This is a genomic window from Dolichospermum heterosporum TAC447, from assembly GCF_024584745.1.
In the GTDB taxonomy this organism is placed as follows: domain Bacteria; phylum Cyanobacteriota; class Cyanobacteriia; order Cyanobacteriales; family Nostocaceae; genus Dolichospermum; species Dolichospermum heterosporum.
In genome coordinates, this window is record NZ_CP099464.1 from 2,597,970 (window position 1) to 2,618,751 (window position 20,782).

The 20,782-nt window shown below is 36.7% G+C and carries 24 protein-coding genes and 1 pseudogene; 8 read left to right on the top strand and 17 right to left on the bottom strand.

Features of this window, described 5'->3' with window-relative positions:
* Nucleotides 1–18 precede the first annotated feature (18 nt).
* Both NG743_RS11665 and NG743_RS11670 read left to right on the top strand, forming a co-directional pair.
* A complete protein-coding gene (locus NG743_RS11665) occupies nucleotides 19–291 on the top strand; it encodes an AbrB/MazE/SpoVT family DNA-binding domain-containing protein (RefSeq protein WP_027402966.1) in 273 nt (90 codons plus the stop codon).
* Nucleotides 284–685, top strand: a complete 402-nt coding sequence (locus NG743_RS11670) for a type II toxin-antitoxin system VapC family toxin (RefSeq protein WP_027402967.1) — start codon at nucleotides 284–286, stop codon at nucleotides 683–685. The genes NG743_RS11665 and NG743_RS11670 overlap by 8 nt, the downstream gene beginning before the upstream one ends.
* Here the strand turns inward: NG743_RS11670 and NG743_RS11675 are convergent.
* Nucleotides 682–885, bottom strand: a complete 204-nt coding sequence (locus NG743_RS11675) for a hypothetical protein (RefSeq protein WP_027402968.1) — start codon at nucleotides 883–885, stop codon at nucleotides 682–684. The two genes, NG743_RS11670 and NG743_RS11675, sit on opposite strands and share 4 nt — an antisense overlap.
* Nucleotides 886–1,113: 228 nt before the next feature.
* Between NG743_RS11675 and NG743_RS11680 the strand changes: the two genes are divergently transcribed.
* The gene (locus NG743_RS11680) at nucleotides 1,114–1,407 is read left to right on the top strand and encodes a hypothetical protein (protein WP_228044016.1); all 294 of its coding nucleotides are present in this window, start codon (nucleotides 1,114–1,116) and stop codon (nucleotides 1,405–1,407) included.
* Nucleotides 1,408–1,419: 12 nt separating this feature from the next.
* Here the strand turns inward: NG743_RS11680 and NG743_RS11685 are convergent, their stop codons facing one another.
* Nucleotides 1,420–1,974, bottom strand: coding sequence for a hypothetical protein (locus NG743_RS11685; protein ID WP_257122025.1), 555 nt, complete (start codon nucleotides 1,972–1,974; stop codon nucleotides 1,420–1,422).
* Nucleotides 1,975–2,108: 134 nt separating this feature from the next.
* Between NG743_RS11685 and NG743_RS11690 the strand changes: the two genes are divergently transcribed.
* Nucleotides 2,109–6,428, top strand: coding sequence for an NACHT and WD40 repeat domain-containing protein (locus NG743_RS11690; RefSeq protein WP_257122026.1), 4,320 nt, complete (start codon nucleotides 2,109–2,111; stop codon nucleotides 6,426–6,428).
* 76 nt (nucleotides 6,429–6,504) lie between these two features.
* On the opposite strand, the gene NG743_RS11695 is transcribed toward NG743_RS11690, so the two are convergent.
* On the bottom strand, nucleotides 6,505–6,765 hold the full coding sequence (locus NG743_RS11695; RefSeq protein ID WP_015078667.1) for a Calvin cycle protein CP12: 261 nt from the start codon (nucleotides 6,763–6,765) through the stop codon (nucleotides 6,505–6,507).
* Between the two features lie 258 nt (nucleotides 6,766–7,023).
* On the opposite strand from NG743_RS11695, the gene NG743_RS11700 reads away from it, so the two are divergent.
* Both NG743_RS11700 and NG743_RS11705 read left to right on the top strand, forming a co-directional pair.
* Nucleotides 7,024–7,305: an Rpn/YhgA-type helix-turn-helix domain-containing protein gene (locus NG743_RS11700; protein WP_027402973.1), complete on the top strand. Its 282-nt coding sequence runs from the start codon at nucleotides 7,024–7,026 to the stop codon at nucleotides 7,303–7,305.
* Between the two features lie 11 nt (nucleotides 7,306–7,316).
* On the top strand, nucleotides 7,317–7,709 hold the full coding sequence (locus NG743_RS11705) for a type II toxin-antitoxin system PemK/MazF family toxin (RefSeq protein ID WP_233455459.1): 393 nt from the start codon (nucleotides 7,317–7,319) through the stop codon (nucleotides 7,707–7,709).
* A 196-nt stretch (nucleotides 7,710–7,905) separates the two neighbouring features.
* Here the strand turns inward: NG743_RS11705 and NG743_RS11710 are convergent, their stop codons facing one another.
* From NG743_RS11710 to NG743_RS11735, 6 genes and pseudogenes are all read right to left on the bottom strand, one after another.
* On the bottom strand, nucleotides 7,906–9,264 hold the full coding sequence (locus tag NG743_RS11710) for a GTP-binding protein (protein WP_027402975.1): 1,359 nt from the start codon (nucleotides 9,262–9,264) through the stop codon (nucleotides 7,906–7,908).
* 54 nt (nucleotides 9,265–9,318) lie between these two features.
* Nucleotides 9,319–9,531 carry a type II toxin-antitoxin system HicB family antitoxin gene (locus NG743_RS11715; RefSeq protein WP_027402976.1) on the bottom strand — a complete coding sequence of 71 codons (213 nt, stop codon included), beginning with the start codon at nucleotides 9,529–9,531 and terminating at the stop codon, nucleotides 9,319–9,321.
* Nucleotides 9,532–9,722: 191 nt separating this feature from the next.
* A pseudogene (locus NG743_RS11720) lies at nucleotides 9,723–9,923 on the bottom strand (type II toxin-antitoxin system HicA family toxin); the annotation flags it as partial.
* Between the two features lie 13 nt (nucleotides 9,924–9,936).
* On the bottom strand, nucleotides 9,937–10,722 hold the full coding sequence (locus NG743_RS11725; protein WP_193964335.1) for an ABC transporter ATP-binding protein: 786 nt from the start codon (nucleotides 10,720–10,722) through the stop codon (nucleotides 9,937–9,939).
* An 89-nt stretch (nucleotides 10,723–10,811) separates the two neighbouring features.
* Nucleotides 10,812–11,381, bottom strand: coding sequence for a Uma2 family endonuclease (locus tag NG743_RS11730; RefSeq protein WP_027402978.1), 570 nt, complete (start codon nucleotides 11,379–11,381; stop codon nucleotides 10,812–10,814).
* 56 nt (nucleotides 11,382–11,437) lie between these two features.
* Nucleotides 11,438–12,571 carry a branched-chain amino acid ABC transporter permease gene (locus NG743_RS11735; protein WP_027402979.1) on the bottom strand — a complete coding sequence of 378 codons (1,134 nt, stop codon included), beginning with the start codon at nucleotides 12,569–12,571 and terminating at the stop codon, nucleotides 11,438–11,440.
* A 391-nt stretch (nucleotides 12,572–12,962) separates the two neighbouring features.
* Between NG743_RS11735 and NG743_RS11740 the strand changes: the two genes are divergently transcribed.
* Both NG743_RS11740 and NG743_RS11745 read left to right on the top strand, forming a co-directional pair.
* Nucleotides 12,963–14,339: a glucose-6-phosphate isomerase gene (locus NG743_RS11740; RefSeq protein ID WP_257122147.1), complete on the top strand. Its 1,377-nt coding sequence runs from the start codon at nucleotides 12,963–12,965 to the stop codon at nucleotides 14,337–14,339.
* A 348-nt stretch (nucleotides 14,340–14,687) separates the two neighbouring features.
* The gene (locus NG743_RS11745; RefSeq protein ID WP_027402981.1) at nucleotides 14,688–15,476 is read left to right on the top strand and encodes a peptidylprolyl isomerase; all 789 of its coding nucleotides are present in this window, start codon (nucleotides 14,688–14,690) and stop codon (nucleotides 15,474–15,476) included.
* A 59-nt stretch (nucleotides 15,477–15,535) separates the two neighbouring features.
* Here NG743_RS11745 and NG743_RS11750 read toward each other — a convergent pair whose 3' ends face one another.
* From NG743_RS11750 to NG743_RS11785, 8 genes are all read right to left on the bottom strand, one after another.
* The gene (locus NG743_RS11750) at nucleotides 15,536–16,618 is read right to left on the bottom strand and encodes a T3SS effector HopA1 family protein (protein WP_027402982.1); all 1,083 of its coding nucleotides are present in this window, start codon (nucleotides 16,616–16,618) and stop codon (nucleotides 15,536–15,538) included.
* A gap of 15 nt (nucleotides 16,619–16,633) precedes the next feature.
* Nucleotides 16,634–17,797 (bottom strand): aminoglycoside phosphotransferase family protein, encoded by a 1,164-nt coding sequence (locus tag NG743_RS11755; protein ID WP_027402983.1) that lies wholly within the window; start codon nucleotides 17,795–17,797, stop codon nucleotides 16,634–16,636.
* Nucleotides 17,798–17,873: 76 nt separating this feature from the next.
* Entirely contained in the window at nucleotides 17,874–18,089 is a 216-nt protein-coding gene (locus tag NG743_RS11760) for a hypothetical protein (protein ID WP_193964428.1), read from the bottom strand.
* Between the two features lie 223 nt (nucleotides 18,090–18,312).
* Nucleotides 18,313–18,567 carry a hypothetical protein gene (locus tag NG743_RS11765; RefSeq protein WP_257122027.1) on the bottom strand — a complete coding sequence of 85 codons (255 nt, stop codon included), beginning with the start codon at nucleotides 18,565–18,567 and terminating at the stop codon, nucleotides 18,313–18,315.
* Nucleotides 18,568–18,754: 187 nt separating this feature from the next.
* On the bottom strand, nucleotides 18,755–19,000 hold the full coding sequence (locus NG743_RS11770; RefSeq protein ID WP_257122028.1) for a hypothetical protein: 246 nt from the start codon (nucleotides 18,998–19,000) through the stop codon (nucleotides 18,755–18,757).
* A gap of 200 nt (nucleotides 19,001–19,200) precedes the next feature.
* Nucleotides 19,201–19,437, bottom strand: coding sequence for a hypothetical protein (locus tag NG743_RS11775; RefSeq protein WP_257122029.1), 237 nt, complete (start codon nucleotides 19,435–19,437; stop codon nucleotides 19,201–19,203).
* Between the two features lie 187 nt (nucleotides 19,438–19,624).
* Complete coding sequence (locus NG743_RS11780) at nucleotides 19,625–19,882, bottom strand: hypothetical protein (protein WP_027402985.1); 258 nt, start codon at nucleotides 19,880–19,882, stop codon at nucleotides 19,625–19,627.
* A 330-nt stretch (nucleotides 19,883–20,212) separates the two neighbouring features.
* Nucleotides 20,213–20,437, bottom strand: a complete 225-nt coding sequence (locus tag NG743_RS11785) for a hypothetical protein (RefSeq protein ID WP_027402986.1) — start codon at nucleotides 20,435–20,437, stop codon at nucleotides 20,213–20,215.
* Nucleotides 20,438–20,782 lie beyond the last annotated feature (345 nt).

Genomic DNA, 20,782 nt, shown 5'->3' on the forward strand with positions numbered 1-20,782 from the left:
CCAAGGAAATATTCAGCTATGACACTTGCTAATTTATCAATTCCTCAACAATATACACTTGATATTGAACCAGAAGGACGTTTAACTTTACCCCAAGAAATCCAAGAAATACTTAATTTAGAATCTGGAGACAGATTAATTTTAACTCTTGAAGATAATGGCAAAATCCAATTAGTCAGCCTCAAACAACAAGTTAAAAAATTAAGAGGTTTATTAAAAGATAAATCACCTGATAGAAATTTGGTAAATGAACTTATTACCGAACGCAGACAGGAGTATTTAAGTGAATAAATCTGTGTTAGATGCTTCTGCCTTTTTAGCTTATCTTAGAGATGAACCAGGAGCAGAAATTGTAGAAAATGCGTTGATTGATGGGTGCTATATTAGTATTATTAATTGGGTAGAGGTATTGTCAAAAGTTGTTGATTTAGGAGAATCACCAGAGGAAATTATTAAACGATTGAGAGATGAAGGATTATTAGAAAATAGTCTAGAAATTGTTGCTTGCAATGAGCAAGATGCTATAACTATAGCTAAATTTCGACCTTTAACCAAAAGTACAGGATTATCATTAGGAGATCGTGCTTGTCTTGCTTTAGGTAAACGCTTGAATTTACCTGTATTAACAGCAGATAAAGTCTGGACTAGTTTATCTCTGGGAATTACAATTAATTTGATTCGTTAAAGTTCAAACTCATTTATACTTTCGGTAAATTTCGCTAACGCTTCTGCTGCTAATGCTTCCAACTTACCATCTGCAATATCACGTTCTATCTGCTCATCCCAAAGTTCATAATCTAGGTTTAAAAACCATTGTCTCAGTTTCTCAAAATCATGAGATGGAAGTGAGAGAATTGCAGTTTCAATTTGTTCAAGCTGTGACATAAATAGTTTTACCTCTTTATTCTTGAGAAAATTATAGCTTTATTTTGTCCTAGAGTTTAATCCTTGATCTCAGTGTATTTATTTTACTATACTATTAATAATTCTATTTGCACATTTATGACAACTACTAAATTTCCTGAGTATCATTGTATGATTATCCCACCCCCCAATTCCCAAAGAGCGATACATTTGCTAAAATTGCAATTATCATAACACCAATTAATCACTATGTACTCCACCAATCCACACCAAGAACTCTTACAAGCGATCTCCAACCTTAGCGATAGCGAAACGCTCCGTAGGAATCAACAAATCCCACTTGTCTTGCAATTTATCTCATCCCTAGAAACACCTGTTAACAATTATCCAACTTCAGCTAAAACAGTTTTAGAACGAATGGGTGGTTATCCCAAATTTTTACTAGAAGGATCAGGAGATTTGTCAGATAGAGATGTACGCAAAAAAGCGATCGCTGACAGAATTCAGGCAAAACATCAGACAAGGACTCATGAAGACTCATGAATAATTATTTCCTTATTTTAATTGATACTGGAATTGTTGTTGCCTTCTCTCAACCAAAATCTGATTCATAATTTGCTGCTTCAACGAATCCGCCGCAACTGAAGCAATATTTTCCCAATCGTTTTCTGTCAACATTACCCCAAGCAATTCGCGCAATACCTGATGATTAGAAATAAATTCCTCACCAAAAAGTTCATCACTCTGCAACACAGCTTGAATATGTTCTTTAACAGTAGATGTAGGTAGCCTGAATCTTTCCAGCAACTTCTCTCTGGCGGTAGCAGATGCTATAGAAGTGGCAGTTCCTAAATTCCAATCTTTGAGCAACAAACGCACTTCTCGATTCAAAGAAATCCGCAAAGTTTTTAAGCGATAAAACAATTCGGGATTAAGTAACAGTTGATCAAAACCAGAACCCCAATCTAAACCAGCACCAATATTACCCCCTACTTCTTCCTCAGCTTGGATACTTTTTCTCAACCATTCTTCATTAAGTAATAAATCCATCGGGGTTGCTAATTCTTGGTTAGAGGTGAACAAAATATAATTAGATTCTTGCTGATTCATTACTTACCCTCACTGCTTTTGTTATAAGAACGCCATACACCGTACTCAAAATAAACCGTGATTTTTTAGCAGCTTGACAGATAAATGTGTTTGATGGTATAAAAAGTAAATACTTATTATACCAAGTTTTGTTTATGCTTGATAAAATTATTGACGCATTAATTGGGGAAACAGTACATGAAGTCTTAGATAAATTAAAGTATAGTGAAATACGATTACAATTGTTAAATAAATTTGGTTTAAAACCAGATACACCACCAAATGATTTTGAGGGAGTTTATGTTTATACTTTAATTGAGTATGGTGTAGGTAAACAAAAAGTTATTTTACAGTTATTTAAGGAAACAGAAATTAAAAAAGAATTTCAGCAAGCATTTAGTCAAAATAGAAGTTTTAATATTCAAACATTAGATAATTTTATTCAAAGTTCTGATATTGGCGATAAAATCAAAGATCAAAATATTGATTATCGCCGAGAATTGACTGAATTTGCCAGATTATTTATTGAAATTGCCAAACGAACTAGAACAGCAACGGAAACTTTACAAGACCATAAATTAGATAGTTTACAAAATAGTTTAAATCAAATTCGTGAACAAATTAACCAACTTAGTTTACCAGAAATTCAAAAACAAATTGCCCAATTAGCCCAAAGTCAACAGCAATTATTACCACCTGGGGAAATTCCCAGAGAAACGGAATTAGCTAAACAATTAAAAAAATGGTTTGAAACACTGGGTTATAAATTTGAACAATACGAAGTCTTAGAAAAAGATTATTTTGAATGGATTATTAATATTCCCCATCCACTAGGAGGATATTACCGCATTTTAATTCACGGAGTAGAAGCAGAAGCAGGAATTAATGATATTAATGCAGTTAAAACAATCGTAGAAACTCAAAAAGTTGATCAAGGTTGGATTGTTGCACCGCGTCGAGTTAGTAAAGCAGCTAGAGAGACAGTTGAAAAATCAGAAAAAAAACAGATTTTTTGTTATACCTTTGATGAATTAATCGAAAAAAAAGCTGATTTTAATGGTTATTTTAATTGGTTAGAAACAGAAGTTAAAAGCCGAGGAATTGATAAATATTATGTTCCCTTGGCTTGTACTAAAGAAGAAATTGATTTAGTAACTAAACGTCATATTGGCGTTAGTCATTATGGTAAAGAAGACGATTGGATTGAGGGTTATATTAATCAATGGTTAGATGACCCAGTTAAAGAACATTTATCGGTTTTAGGGGAATTTGGTACAGGTAAAACTTGGTTTGCTTTCCATTATGCTTGGTTGGCTTTGAAAAAATATTTAGAAGCAAAAGAGAAAGGTACTCAAAGACCGCGTATTCCTTTAGTGATTCCTTTAAGAGATTATGCTAAGGCGGTGAGTATTGAATCTCTATTTTCTGAGTTCTTTTTTCGTAAACATCAAATTGGTTTACCTGGATATTCTGCCTTTGAACAACTTAACGGCATGGGGAAATTATTATTAATTTTTGATGGCTTTGACGAAATGGCCGCACGGGTAGACCGTCAAGCAATGATTAATAATTTCTGGGAATTAGCAAAAGTTGTGGGAACAGAAGGAACAAAAGCAATTTTAACCTGTCGGACTGAACATTTCCCCGAAGCATTAGAAGGACGCAGCCTGTTAAATGCAGAATTACAAGCATCTACTTCTAATCTCACAGGAGAACCACCCCAATTTGAAGTTTTAGAATTAGAAAAATTTGATGATCAACAGATCAAACAGGTACTTAATTTTAAAGCCACACCAGAAACCGTTGATAGTATCATTAATAATGAACAATTATTAGATTTGGCACGTCGTCCGGTAATGATTGATTTGATTATGGAAGCATTACCGGATATTGAAGCTGGTAAACCTGTGGATATTTCCCGTGTTTATCTCTATGCAGTGCGTCAGAAAATGGCACGGGATATTAAAGCTGACCGCACTTTTACCTCAATGGCAGATAAATTATATTTCTTGTGTGAATTATCCTGGGAAATGCTGTCGAATGACAAAATGAGTTTAAATTATAAAGAATTTCCAGATTTAATTCGTAGTTATTTTGGTGAAACGGTACAGGAACAAAAAGATTTAGATCATTGGCATTATGACATGATGGGGCAAACCATGTTAATTAGAAATGCTGATGGTGATTATTATCCTGCTCATCGTTCATTATTAGAATTTTTTGTATCCTATAAATTGGGACGAGAATTAGGCATTTTAGCAGCAGATTTTCAGGAAGTTGTGGAGGTTCTTCCCTACGACCAAGGAAAAATAGATTTAAGTCAAACTTTTGGGAAAACTCTCTTAGCCAAAGCCGTCTTAGATTTAATGTTTCCCATGTTGTCAACAACAGCAAATCAACGTTTATTAGCAGAGGTCAAAGCCACCAAAGGTAAAACTGAAACAATCACAGGTTACTGTGGTAGTAATGCGGTACAGTTGTTATTAAAAGGGAGTCGGTTTGCTTTAGAAAAACAGGATTTGAGTGAGACAGTTATACCTGGTGTAAATTTTGGTTTAGCCAGTTTGTATAATGTCAACCTGACGGGAGCAAATTTAACAGATGCTTTTTTTGCTAAGGCATTAGGATCAGTTTATTCTGTTGCTTTTAGTCCAGATGGGAAATACCTTGCTACAGGAGATAGTGATGATAGAGTTCAAATTTGGAATGCTTTAACAGGACGGGAATTATTGACATTGGTAGGTCATAGCAGTGGGGTTTACTCAGTAGCCTGGAGTGGAGATGGTCTTACCTTGGCTAGTGGTAGTCGTGATAATACGGTAAAACTGTGGGATATGCAGACTGGGGACTGTGTGCGAACCCTAGAGGGTCATAGCAATTGGGTTAACTCAGTAGCCTGGAGTCGAGATGGTCAGACCTTGGCTAGTGGTAGTGGTGATAATACGGTGAAACTGTGGGATATGCAGACTGGGGACTGTGTGCGAACCCTAGAGGGTCATAGCAATTGGGTTTTGTCAGTAGCCTGGAGTCGAGATGGTCAGACCTTGGCTAGTGGTAGTCTTGATAATACGGTAAAACTGTGGGATGTCCAGTCTGGGGACTGTGTGCGAACCCTAGAGGGTCATAGCAATTGGGTTAACTCAGTAGCCTGGAGTCGAGATGGTCTGATCTTGGCTAGTGGTAGTAATAATAATACGGTGAAACTGTGGGATGTCCAGTCTGGGGACTGTGTGCGGACTTTACAGGGTCATAGCCATTTGGTTTTGTCATTAGCCTGGAGTGGAGATGGTCTGACCTTGGCTAGTGGTAGTAAAGATAAAACGGTAAAACTGTGGGATGTCCAGTCTGGGGACTGTGTGCGAACCCTAGAGGGTCATAGCCATTGGGTTATGTCATTAGCCTGGAGTGGAGATGGTCAGACATTGGCTAGTGGTAGTAATGATAAAACGGTAAAACTGTGGGATGTCCAGTCTGGGGACTGTGTGCGGACTTTACAGGGTCATAGCCATTTGGTTTTGTCATTAGCCTGGAGTGGAGATGGTCAGACCTTGGCTAGTGGTAGTTTGGATGATAATACGATGAAACTGTGGAATGTGCAGACTGGGGACTGTGTGCGAACCCTAGAGGGTCATAGCAGTCTGGTTAACTCAGTAGCCTGGAGTGGAGATGGTCAGACCTTGGCTAGTGGTAGTGATGATAAAACCGTGAAACTGTGGAATGTGCATACTGGGGACTGTGTGCGAACCCTAGAAGGTCATAGCGATTGGGTTAACTCAGTAGCCTGGAGTGGAGATGGTCTGACCTTGGCTAGTGGTAGTAAAGATAAAACCGTGAAACTGTGGAATGTGCATACTGGGGACTGTGTGCGAACCCTAGAAGGTCATAGCGATTGGGTTAACTCAGTAGCCTGGAGTGGAGATGGTCTGACCTTGGCTAGTGGTAGTAAAGATAAAACGGTAAAACTGTGGGATATGCAGACTGGGGACTGTGGGCGAACCCTAGAGGGTCATAGCGATTGGGTTCGCTCAGTAGCCTGGAGTGGAGATGGTCTGACCTTGGCTAGTGGTAGTAATAATAATACGGTGAAACTGTGGGATGTCCAGTCTGGGGACTGTGGGCGAACCCTAGAGGGTCATAGCGATTGGGTTAACTCAGTAGCCTGGAGTGGAGATGGTCTGACCTTGGCTAGTGGTAGTAATGATAATACGGTGAAACTGTGGAATGTCCAGTCTGGGGACTGTGTGCGAACCCTAGAGGGTCATAGCCATTTTGTTAGGTCAGTAGCCTGGAGTGGAGATGGTCTGACCTTGGCTAGTGGTAGTTATGATGAAACGGTGAAACTGTGGAATGTGCAGACTGGGGACTGTATCGCTACCTTTGACCATAGGTTATATGCAGGGTTGAAGATTCAGGGGGTGAAGGGGTTAAGCCGGGCGGAAATATTAACTTTGAAGGCGTTGGGGGCTGTGGAGTAGGGGGTTTTATATTTTTTGATCATAAATTGGGTAGGGGTAAAGCACAATGCTAAACCCTGATCTAAATTAAAGATAATTAAAGATCGTAAATCAAACATTCCAACGCATCTGGATACATTTCGCAGTAGTCTTCTAGGGCTGTTTTGCGGTGTTTTGCTTGCTTTTGATGGGCTTTTTCTGCTTGCAATTCTTCGACAATATCCCATGCTACTGCACAATTGGCGGAATTATTGCCATTTTCTGTACAGGTTGTCCGCGCTTCTGTAATGGCTTCAAGAATTGCTTCTTCAATGGGTTTTTTACCGTTGATAACTTCGTTTAGGGATACCATGATCATGTTACCTTTGTTAGTGGAGAATAAAGGTTAATTAGGAATTTTAAGGATTGCTAATGAAGAGAATTACTCATAGTTGGTAAACTCTTTTTCAAAGTAACAATTCCAATAATTATTTTTAGTTAATTTATATACTTTTTGATTCTATGATGATATAATCATGACTTAAACATTCCGTAATAGGGATTTATTAATGCTAAAGTAGTAGATAATCTAAATATTTTAGTTATAATTTAAACAGAGTATCTGTAACTTATAATTATGCGTGAATTAGCACTTCAATCTCAATCTTTACGTGAAGCCTGGGAACAAGGGTTACAAGAAGGTTTAACTCAAGTTGCACTCAATATGCTACAAGAAGGTATTGATTTATCTCTAGTAGCTAAACTAACTAATCTACCACTTGAAAAGATTCAAAATTTGCAAGTTAGTAATGTAGATGATTTGGAAATTTTAGTAAAAGATTTTCTTGAGTTAAGTGAATCATCACTCAATAAAGTTTGGCTTGAACCAGAAGAAGACGAAGCTTGGAAGGATTTATAGAATTTATGCTTATGGAAAAATTTGCTAAAGGTGACGTTATCTCTGTACCTTTTCCATTTTCTGACGCATCTGCTACTAAAAGAAGACCTGCCTTGATTATAGCAGAATCAGATAGTAATAATATTATTCTCTGTCCTATTACCAGTAAACCAGGTAGAGAATATGAAATTAAGTTAGAAGACCAGGATTTTATGTTTGGTAAACTTAATTTAAGTCCCTGTTATATTCGTCCTAACATCATTGCAACAGTTGACAAAAGTAATGTTATTAGGAATATCGGAAAATTAAGGGATGAAAAAATAAATCAAGTTATTGCTACCATTATTGAAATTTTACAAAAGCCTTGTGAACCTACACTTCCAGCATCAAAAGCATGGAAAAGAGGTAAAAATCCCAAATCATAAAGTTTGTGATGGCTACTTAGAGGTTGTTTGAAAAGTATCAGATGAAACCCATAATCTCCAAAAACCTAACCCCCCTGCCCCCCTTCCCTACCAGGGAATGGGGTTTTCAAAGCCTCTCCCCGCGTCGGGGAGAGGTTTGGAGAGGGGTCAATTTATACATTCAAAACTTTTCAAACACCCTCTTAGATTCAATCTCTCAAAACTCACCAAAAGTACCGCCTAATTCTTGCTGTAAGCGATACAAAATAGTATTTTTATCAACTTGTGACAAAATTTCCTGAATGACAGTATTAGCCCCCAATTGTCCCCAAGTACAGCCTTTTTCTAGATATAACTGGGCGGCTTTACCGACTGTATAAGCACCATAACCGGCAATTCCACCTTGCGCGATAGCACTCCCGAAAAAAGTAGTAATATTAAAGGGATTATCACCACTGGCGATCGCTGCGGCACTTTTACCTAAGCCTAATATAAGACTGCTGCCAATTTCACTTAATAATAAACCACCGGAACTAAATAAAATTGTTTTTAATAATTCACTGGCTTCATAGCTAGTCATGGGTAAACCATACAATTTAGCTAATGCCCGAATTAAAGCTAAATCGGTAATTAAACCACCTATTATATCTAAAAAAGCAATGGGATTTAAGCCAATGGCTAGGGCTTTATATTGGCTAAACCTCCAAATAATATCTTCTGCTTCTTTTTCGCGGATATGAACGGTTTTTTGGGCGATATTTTCTTCGGATTCTCTAGCTTGAATGAGTGCATTTAAAGCTAAAAGAGATCGTCCTTCTCGATTTAATATATTTAAGATTGTTTGCTTTAATTCATCTACTTGCGGTGGTGGTGTTTCCCATTCAGAAGTAACGCTTCCATCTGCATATTCTACTCTCACTTCCATTGGTGCAGGTTCAGCCGATATCATGACAATTTCATCAGGTAACAATGGCTGATTTTGGGTATTTCCTGCCCCTAATTGTTGCAGATTTTTATAAATTGCATTTTTATCTGTATCGGGATATAAATCAATTTTATTAAATACCAAAATTAAAGGTTTTTGGGCTTGACGTAATTCCAATAATCCTTGATATTCAGTTCTCGTAATATCCCCAGAAACCACGAACAAAATTAAATCAGCTTGACGCGCTACGTCTCGTGCCATTTGCGCCCGTGAATCTCCGGCAATCTCATCTAAACCGGGAGTATCAATTAATTCGACTAATACCTTATCTCCTGGTTTCCAAGGTACAGAACGTGGCGATTGAGTGACACCATTTAGGGGTCCGGTTTGCAGAATTTTTTCTCCTAATAAAGAATTTAATACTGCTGATTTTCCCCGACTGACTAAACCAAAAGCCGCAATTCTGATGACATTGGCATCTAATTTATTGAGTGTGGCATTTAAAGTTTCTATTTCTGGTTTTAGCAACCTTGCTAATTCTGGATTTGCGGCTAGTTGTCCCGATTTACGGAGATATCCATACCAAGATAATGCTTGTCTGAGACTAGCACGGGCGCGATTTAAATGTGTTTCTTGCAGGTTACGAGTCATAGGATTTTTGATTGTGGATTTTCAGATCCCCGACTTCTTAAAGAAGTCGGGGATCTAATTAATGCCGATAATTTGCGGTTCGGGTATTGGTTGTCCGTCTTCTAAATAAGATGAAATCAGCATTTCTAAAACTTCTTGGGCATTTTTTAAAGCCTCTTCATAAGTGTCTCCATGAGTACAAGGCTGCATGACATCTGTAAAATCTGGTAATGAAACTACATAACATTCATCTTCCTTAGACCATTGAATAATAATTGTATATTTCATTCCTCTGATTCCTCCTTTTCTTCTGTTTCTATTTTATTCAATTCTACTATTGCTTCATTAACTTGCTTCTCTAAGAGGGTGTTTGAGAAGTTTTTAATGTATAAACAAACCCCTCTCCAAACCTCTCCCCGAAGCGGGGAGAGGCTTTGAAAACCCCCTTCCCTCGTAGGGAAGGGGGCAGGGGGGTTAGGTTTTTGGAGATTATCGGTTTCATCTAATACTTTTAAAACATCCTCTAAATATTGTTTAGCATCACTACCATCTTTACCAGCAATGATAATAGCTTTAGATAATTTTGGATGTATCCATTTGCTATGACTTCCCTTTGCCGGTTTATATGTAAAACCGGATTGCAGTAATAAATTTTTCAGTTCTCTAATTTTCTTAGGCATATCTAATATAATATCATTGTCCCAAATATGCTTCTAAAACTTTGGTATTATTTTGGATTTCTGTAGGGCTACCAACGGCTAGATTTTGTCCTTCAGCTAATACCCAAACTCGATCACATAAGGACATAATTACGTCCATGTTATGTTCAATAATCAAAAATGTCATGCCGTCGTGACGATTCCACGCTAAAATGCGATCGCATATGTCATCAATTAATCTGGGATTTACGCCAGCAGCAGGTTCATCTAGCAATATTAACTTAGGATTAGTCATCAATGCCCGACCGATTTCTAAAAGTTTCCGCTGTCCCCCAGATAAACCACCGGCATAATCAGCGGCTTTTTTTTCTAAGCCTACTGACTCTAACAAAAACATTGCTCGTTCTTTTAGTTGCTTTTCTTCTTTAGCAACAATGTGGGGTTGAAATTGCACTTGCCAAAAATTCTCACCGGTTTGTTTTTGCGCTCCCAAAAGCATATTTTCTAATACTGATAACTTCGACAAAACCCGGGCAACTTGAAAGGTTCTCACTAATCCCTGTTGGGCAATTTGGTATGGTTGTAATTGATGAATAGGTTCACCATCAAAAATCACTCTACCTTTATCGGGACGAATAAAATTAGAGAGTAAATTAAATAAAGTAGTTTTCCCAGCCCCATTGGGACCAATTAACCCAGTAATGCTACCTTTGATAACTTCGATATTCGCTTCCTGAACTGCTTTAATTCCGCCAAAATTTTTAGAAAGTCCAGTTGCAGCTAAAAGAGATAGTTGGGGTGATGCGATATTATTTACCATTATAATTTTCTTCTCAACTTCATTTCTAGGTTTTTTTGTTGGTTTTTAATTATTGTTATGAAATAAAGATTGTCGGATTTGATCAAATTTCATCCCTGTAAAACCTCAGCCACAGTTAACTTTACATCACTAAATAGAGGCGAACAAATCATCTCATCTCCCCTATAAACCTGCTCCTCATAAAAACCCTCCACCCATTCTAAAACCGTCACTTTTTGCCCAATTGGATCAACAATCCAATACTCAGTAATTCCCCGCGCTGCATACTCAGAACGCTTATAACGATAATCACGATTTTCCTGATTTGGACTCACTACCTCAACCACCAGCAAAGGCAGCGGCATATCCATTAAAATCAGCGAGCGTGTAGCCCCCTGCATTACCTGAGCTAATTCTTCAGAAAACACCGTCAAATCAGGAACACGCACCCCCACCTGACGACTATTCACAGCGATTTCTGTTTTCATACTCAAGCGGTAATAGGGAATACCCAATTGCAGAAAATAGGCAACTAAAAACATTGCTATGCGCCGATTTATCTCACTTTCTAAAGGCATAGGAATTAATTCTCCGTTCTCAAATTCATATAAATTATCTGTCCCATCGTCATAATTAAGAAATTCCTCAAAAGTCATCTTGTTAGCAGTTGCAACTATCATGGCTATTCCTCCCATAAACGGCTCGTATCAACTATTTTAACATCACAAATGCCCAATTATTTACCAAGAGTCAGTTCCTCCTTTTTCCCTAAAATCCCTTGAGGTCGCCAAATCATCAACACCATTAAAAGTAACCCAATAAACATGATCCGAAACGCACCAATCCGTTCTACATCTAGGGGAACAATTTTGGGTAAAAATTCTCTAGTGATAGCATCATAGGTAAAGAAAATAACTGCACCTAAAATAGTTCCCAGATTGTTGCCAGAACCACCTAAAATTACCATAATCCAGGCATCAAAGGTAAGTTGGGGTTGGAAGTTATCGGGGTAAATTGCGCCTAGTTGCCAAGCAAAAAATGCTCCAGCAATCCCCGCAATTGCCCCACCTAACATTAATGATTGGAGTTTATAGGAAAAGACGTTTTTACCTAATGCTTTGGGAATTTCTTCATCTTCACGAATAGATTTTAGCACTCTTCCCCAAGGCGATCGCACTAAAATTTCCAACCGCCAAAAAACAAAAGCTAAGATTAATAATATGAACAACATTAACCCGGCTTTGGGATTATAATTATATAGTCCAATCACACCAGAAATATAAATTGCAGCAGCTAATAACCCTAAAGCAATTCCGACTATTAACCGAGAAGTAAATTCTTGTTTAAGACTACTATTTCTGACTGTATTATTATTTACAGAAATTTGAGCAGTTCGCACCCAATGCCATAGAGAAAATAATGTGATTCCTGTTAAGAGAGAGAGAACAATAATCATAACCAAGCGGAAAAATAAATTGGGAGTTGTTGATAAAGGGATAACATAACTTTGCACACCGAAAGATCCCGATATCCACGTATTACCTACAGGCAAATTCTGGTTATTGACTATTAATCGAATTAATTCACCTGTACCAATGGTGACAATTGAAAGATAATCTTCGCGTAACCGCAAAGTTGCAAAGCCAATTACTAAACCAAGCATTGCGGCAACAACTGCTCCGATTCCCGCCGATAGCAGTAACGGTACGCCCTTGAGACTTAATAAAACCGTCGTATACGCACCCAAAGTCATGAAAGCAATATGACCAAAGTTAATTAAACCAGTAAAACCCCATTGGAGATTGAGTCCTAGTCCGAACAGGGCGAAGGTGGCGGTAGAAATAGCGAGAAAAATCAGGTATTCGATCATAATTTAGTTACTTGCCATTTGTCATGTTTGAGTTATCAGTTATCAGCCGTTAATGTAACGCAATGTAAACTGAAACCCCTCTATATCCGTTATTCTATTAAAAACTGTATAAGACAAAGCAGGGATCGCCAAAAGCATACATTAAACTTGTGTTTGACCAACACTTTATTTGAGATTTCCCTATGGATTCTAGGGTACTTTGGCAACGATACCAGGACTGGTTGTATTTTCATCCAGGATTAGGACTATATCTAGATATTAGTCGAATGAGGTTTGATGATGCGTTTCTGGCATCATTGCAACCTAAGTTTGACAAAGCGTTTGCGGATATGGTGGAATTAGAAAAAGGGGCGATCGCCAATCCCGACGAAAACCGCATGGTAGGACATTACTGGTTGCGGAATCCAGATTTAGCCCCCACCCCCGAACTCACCCAAGAAATAGTTCAAACCTTAGAACAAATCGAAGCTTTTGCCGACCAGGTACACACCGGGGCAATTCATCCCCCAAGGAGTGCCGCTTCACGGATATCATTTCCATTGGTATTGGTGGTTCAGCCTTGGGTCCACAATTTGTCACCCAAGCCCTATCCCCCGACCTACCACCCCTACAAATTCACTTTATAGACAATTCCGACCCCACCGGAATTGATCGGGTTCTTGCCCAACTTGGCGATAAACTAGCCACAACCTTGGTATTAGTCATTTCCAAATCTGGAGGCACACCCGAACCTCGCAACGGCATGATTGAGGTCAAACAAGCCTACACAGCCCAAAAATTAGACTTTGCTAAATATGCAGTCGCTATTACCGGACAAGATAGCAACCTGGATAAAGTCGCCAAAGCTGAAAATTGGTTAGCCCGGTTTTCCATGTACGATTGGGTTGGTGGACGTACCTCAGAAATGTCCGCTGTAGGGCTAGTACCTGCGGCATTACAGGGCATAGATATCCGTGCCATGCTAGATGGTGCAAAAGAAATGGATGATGCCACCCGCGTCCCCAATCTCAAAAACAACCCAGCCGCTTTATTAGCCCTTGCTTGGTATTTCTCTGGAAATGGCAAAGGTGAAAAAGATATGGTAGTCCTCCCCTACAAAGACAGTTTGTTGCTATTTAGCCGCTATTTGCAACAACTCATCATGGAATCTTTGGGTAAAGAAAAAGATTTAGATGGGAAAACTGTATTTCAAGGGATTGCAGTTTATGGCAACAAAGGCTCAACTGATCAACACGCCTATGTGCAACAGTTGCGCGAAGGTGTCCCCAACTTCTTTGCCACCTTAATTGAAGTTTTAGAAGATCGCCAAGGAACATCCGTAGAAGTTGATCCTGGAGTGACTTCTGGTGATTATCTCTGTGGTTTCTTGTTAGGAACTCGTCAAGCATTGTATGAGAATAACCGCGATTCGATTACAGTCAGCATTCCTCAAGTTAATGCTCGCACAGTTGGCGCGTTAATTGCATTATATGAACGGGCTGTGGGTTTATATGCCAGTTTAATAAATGTCAATGCTTATCATCAACCAGGTGTGGAAGCTGGTAAAAAAGCTGCCGCTGTGATTCTCGATTTACAAAAACGAGTTTTAGAAGTGTTGCAAACCCAGAAAAAAGCACTTTCTATTTCTGAACTGGCAGATATGTCCGGTGCTGCTGAAGAAGTAGAAGCAATTTACAAAATTCTCCGTCATTTACACACCAATAATCGGGGTGTAGTATTAACTGGTGATTTTGCTAAACCTGGAAGCTTAACTGTTTCTCTAGGCTAAAAATTTCAGATCCCCGACTGCAATTTAGATCCCCGACTTCTTAAAGAAGTCGGGGATCTGGTTTTTTTGGTTTTTATTTTCAAATTCTGTGGCTATAAATTATCAAAAATATTAAAACTACCATTAGATAGAGATAAGAAAATAACATATCAGGTAAATATGATAGATACCCTAATAACTTAGTTTAAGTAATACTAATTTTATATGAGACCGCACAAAATTATGAAATCCATTAATTCATCGATCTTTATCTGCGTTCATCTGCGTTCATCTGCGGTCAATAATTCTTGAATTCTTATTTTGAAAAAATGATTTTTACTAAATTTAGTAAATTAAGGAGATTAAATCATGTCTAATATTGTAAAAATATCCCAAGAAGATATTATTTATCATCTAAAAATATCTTGTCAAATTCCTAGTTTATTAGAAGCGATCGCCACCAGAAAAATTATCACAGAAACTGCCCAAAAAGAAGGCATTACCATCGAAATAGCAGAATTACAACAAACCGCAGATAGTTTACGATTAGTTAACAACCTGATTAAAGCAGAAGACACCTGGGAATGGTTACAAAAACATCATCTTACCTTAGATAACTTTGAAGAAATCGCAAACATTAATCTCCTATCGGCAAAATTAGCTCATCATTTATTTGCCGAGAAAGTTGAACCATTCTTTTATGCTCACCAACTTGATTATAGCGGAGTAGTCACCTATGAAGTCATATTAGATGATGAAGATTTAGCTTTAGAAATATTTTATGCCCTCCAAGAAGGAGAAATTAGTTTTCAAGAAGTAGCTCGTCAATATATCGAAAATCCCGAAATTCGTCGCGCTGGAGGATATCAAGGTATCCGCAAACGTAGTGATTTTAGACCAGAAATTGCTGCCGCAGTTTTTGCAGCTAATCCCCCAGAAATTATTAAACCAGTCGTTACACCCAAAGGAGTCCATATCATTATAGTTGAAGAAATCATTGCCCCCGAATTGAATGAACAAATGCGCGTAGCTATTCTCGGAGATTTATTTACTAATTGGTTAAGAGAGCAAATTAATAAATTAGAAATTGTCGCCACATTAGGAGATCAAATAAATTCTCCTCCTTCCCCAATAGAAATATTTAATGAAGCTAGTTAAAATTGCCAAGAGTTAGATCCCCGACTTCTTGAAGAAGTCGGGGATCTTGTTATTTGTTATTATTTAATTAAGGTCGTATAAATATCCTCTGAATGGGCATTAAGATAAGGATATTGTAAATTAATTTTGTGCAATGCAAACTGTTCTAGAATAGCTTTCATGCGACTTTCAGGATAATTATTACCCGTTTGCCAAGCAGTAATTAAACCATTAGCAATCATTTGACAACGATTAGTACCAAAACTTTCCTTTTCACCAAATTTATCTTCTGGTTCTTCAGCACAACTTAATCCCGGTGCCAGTGGCTTAGTAAACAACGGTACTTCTTGAGAAAAACTGTCTCGATTTTCTAAATATATCTTTTGCAGTATAGGATGAATAGTTTTATAGTGATGCTTACTGAAATAAAGCACTGCTGAATCATAACGTTTATATTCATCAGGATTATATAGAGCTTTAAAAGAGAAAGCAACTTGCATATTATTGAACTCCCTAGTCACATTATCCATCACTGATGCTGCTCCTTCTGGTGACACATTAAAGTAGATTCTGACAATATCTTGATTGTCTTGAGTTCCTAGATTAGACACTGCCATATAAAATCCATTTTGAACTAGATTTTTAGGCATTTTAATGGACACTAAGTTACCAAGAGTAGCATATTTATCAATCGGTGATAAATATAAATCACGCTCAATATGCAAAGTCAAACCATTTTTATGAACCGCCAAAGATCCATCAGGTTCTTCATTAACTACCAGCCAATTTTTACTCCAATAGCCTGTGCCTTTATTACTTGTATGTAATCGTTCATAGAAAGCTAAATCTATGCCAAATAAGCTATTATTACTTAAATTATTATCCTGGGAATCGGCATTGCTAGAGTCATGCCAAGAACCATTATAATAAGCGCTGTAGAGAAAATTACGTAATTGGATACTTAAATGTTTATTTTGAATATCCAATGGTAAATTTTGAAAGCGAGAAATAACTGATTCTGGTAATGCTAATAAGTTATATTCTGGATGCTTAATAGCATAAAATGATTCAATTTCCAGATAATTAGCAATATTTTGCAGAGACGTTTGTAATTCCTGTGGTAGTTGAAAAAGTTGACTATCTAGAGAATCTAATACTTGCATATAGGGTTTCCTTATTTAAGCAAGAGATAAATTTTTAGAGATTATTTCTGAAAATTCCATTCCTAAAATTGTGGAAATAGATGCTTGGGGACGACATAATAAACTCTTAGCAACTTGAAGAATACAGATACCTGAATTACCGAAAGTTTTCTCATATTGCAGTTTAGCTTGAATAGCTCTAATTAAGGCTAAACCGCTAAACTGCATCACTAATGGCAAGAAGTTTGGACGAACTTCTAAAATTTCTGGAAAGTTAGCTAAATAACCAGTAACTAATGCTGATAAAGAAGGTTGAATCATTGATAACGGAATAGCCGCTAAACGCAAACATTCTTCAATAGGTATAGTTTTACTAGCGATTATGCTATATAACCAAATTTGCAGATAACTAGCGATTATTGTTCCTAAATCATTGGCAGGATCTCCCCAATCACCTCTTTCCCAATCAATCAGTCTGAGAATATTTTTATTTCCAGGTAATTTCTCTTCAATTTCTGTTTCCCAATTCACAGATAAAAGAATATTATTGAGTTTAAGATCATTATGAGTTAGACAACAAGGCATAAAAGCCTGATTTAATTCTGCAATTGCTTTTCCTAAATTATCGTAACGTTGATAAAGAGCAAAAAATTTCAATCCATCAGCAGGAAGATTACCAAATATTTGTGGTGTAATTCTATCTAATCCTTTGCTCAAATTTGCACCCTCTAGAGAATTTTTAAAGAACTTTTGATAATTTTGATCTTCTATCGTTGAACGATGAACTTTTGCCAGCGTCGTACCAAGTAACTGAGCAATTTCAGGAGAAAATACCTGATCCTTGGCATAAAATTCTGCCAAATCTTGATATTCATTTAGATAGTTAAACACCATAATGGAGTTTTCTAAATCAAAATGAATTGCTTCTGATAAATATGAACGTAAGTGATTTATTTCTGGGAATTTTTGACAAAAATCATGAATTCTCCATTCTTCTTTAAATTCACCTAAAGTCTTACCATCTCGATCATGACGCTCTTGCTTAACTAAGATTTGACGTTCCTGTGGTAAACTGACTAATAAATTAAAGTTTTTAGCTGGTTTTAACTCAATTTTGCTTAATGATTCATCTTGTGGGGGACAAATTCCGCGATTAACCAAGTAGTCAAAAACGTTGGTAGAACTTATGAGAAGTGGCATAAATTTACATGAAAGATTAGTTAACAATGGGTTGGCAAATTAACAAAATATAGGCTGATTTTATAGACAATCAGGTTTAATAATTGCCATTAAATGAACTTCCTAAATAGGAAATAGAATCTATAGCATAGGCTAATAAAATGAACTCCATAGACTTAATCCCGAACTTGACTAATTCATGAAAATTACCCCTATTTCCCCCAACTATAGAAACAGACTCTATGCTACTAATTTCATGAATTAATAATTTCTCTTGGGTTGTGTTTAGATCGGAAATTGTAATTCTTGCCATTTGCTTAATACCCACTAATTACAAAATTGTCATAGCCGTAAAGTGTAAGCAAACACCAGATATTAATTGATTATTTAATCTGGTTTCGTCAGTTATTTAAGATCCTTATCCTCTGTTATTTAATGGAAATTAGGATGATAAATTCTTAAATTAACCAGATTTTTATAGGATGAATAAGCAATATAAAATTACTTATTTATCTCAGGTATTTTAATGACTATAGTTAGAGATTGCTGTAGCTATTGCTGTGGCTATGGCTAAATGATTTAGCTAGAGATACAACGTTATCAATAGCAAAGCCTAACAAAATAAACTCCTGACCTTTAATACTGTAGTATACTAAATCATGGATTCCAGAACCGCTACCACCTTGAATAGAAATGGTATCTACATCATTCATTTCGTTTAAAAAGCTTTCGGAATCTTGGAACAATTCAGAACCGTTAGCTTGTAATTGAGAAAGTTTGATACTAGCCATGATTTCTTTCCTCCTAGATTAATCATCAGTCAATTGATATTCTGCGAAAGTCAGTTAAGCTTGTTTTTTTATCGGTAATCCTAATTCCCCTGAAAAAATAGAGGAATTAGGATGATAAATTCTTAACTGAACCAGATTTTTATGGGATGAATAAGTAATTTTATATTGCTTATTCATCTCAGGTATTTTAATGACTATAGTGATGGCTATGGCTAAATGATTTAGCTAGAGATACAACGTTATCAATAGCAAAGCCTAACAAAACAAACTCCTTACCTTTAATGCTGTAGTATACTAAATCATGGATTCCAGAACCGCTACCACCTTGAATAGAAATGGTATCTACATCATTCATTTCGTTTAAAAAGCTTTCGGAATCTTGGAACAATTCAGAACCGTTAGCTTGTAATTGAGAAAGTTTAATACTAGCCATGATTTCTTTCCTCCTAGATTAATCATCAATCAATTGATGCTTTGCGAAAGTCAGTTAAGCTTGTTTTTTTATCGGTAATCCTAATTCCCCTAAAAAAATAGAGGAATTAGGGCGATAAATCCTTAACTGAACCAGATTTTTATGGGATGAATAAGTAATTTTATATTACTTATTCATCTCAGGTATTTTAATGACTATAGTTAGTGATTGCTGTAGCTAAATGATTTAGCTAGAGATACAACGTTATCAATAGCAAAGCCTAACAAAACAAACTCCTTACCTTTAATGCTGTAGTATACTAAATCATGGATTCCAGAACCGCTACCACCTTGAATAGAAATGGTATCTACATCATTCATTTCGTTTAAAAAGCTTTCGGAATCTTGGAACAATTCAGAACCGTTAGCTTGTAATTGAGAAAGTTTGATACTAGCCATGATTTCTTTCCTCCTAGATTAATCATCAGTCAATTGATATTCTGCGAAAGTCAGTTAAGCTTGTTTTTTTATCGGTAATCCTAATTCCCCTGAAAAAATAGAGCAATTAGGGCGATAAATTCTTAACTGAACCAGATTTTCATGGGGTGAATAAGCAATATAAAATTACTTATTCATCTCATGTATTTTAATTGCTATAGTGATTGCTGTGGCTATGGCTATGGCTAAATGATTTAGCTAGAGATACAGCACTATCAATAGCAAAGCCTAACAAAACAAACTCCTTACCCTTAATACTGTAGTGTACTAAATCATGGATTCCAGAACCGCTACCACCTTGAATAGAAATGGTATCTACATCATTCATTTCGTTTAAAAAGCTTTCGGAATCTTGGAACAATTCAGAACCGTTAGCTTGTAATTGAGAAAGTTTGATACTAGCCATGATTTCTTTCCTCCTAGATTAATCATCAGTCAATTGATATTCTGCGAAAAGCAGTTAAGCTGGGTTTGTGCCTTCTCTTAACTGCTGATTTAATTTTTATTCATAAAATTAGTGAAAATCAAGGCTTAAACCTAGTTAAAAAAGACATAATTAAATGAGTTGAGTCTGTTTATTAATAAAATATTAGGTATAGATTCAAAGACAAAAGTATCTTCTCTTTTCCTGAAGATGATATTTTTAATTTAAATCATAGAAAAAATCGTGTGTTAGCTGTTTATAAGCATGAAAACACACGATTTTTAGGAAAATGTTCAATTATTGCTATGTTTCTTAAGTATCGAATCGTTGTCTGAGATCATCCATCATTGTATTGAGTTCTGTCCTCCAATCTTGAAGTTGAGTATCTATGTTAAGAGATAATGGGGTTTCTGTAGACCGATAATTTCCGCGTCGGCTTCTGTAACCACCTATAATATTCGTCAATTCCTCAATGCTGAGATCATTGAAAATCTGTTCCCTACCCAGAGGATATATATCAGAGACGGTTATCGGCATAATTGGCTCTCCTTTCCCAATCTAAGCTGGGATAAAATAAAGCTATAAATTTAACATTCCCTCTCTTGTATTTTCGTTTTTTATAGGCTAAATTCAAGTTCTTATATCTGATTTAATGGACAGAATTACCAACTTTTTGTCTATCAAAACAAAAAAGCAAAAGAAGTTTCATAAAAGTAACTTCTCTTGCCTTAGATGAATTAAAAACTATCAACCTCTATCAAAAGGTGGAAGTTTCTTTCTGTTCCCTCCCCTTTGCATCGGGGTAAGTAATTGGACAAAAATATTTACAGTCATTGCGAGGGAAGGGAAGCAATCACAACCCTGGCGATTGCTTCATTTCAC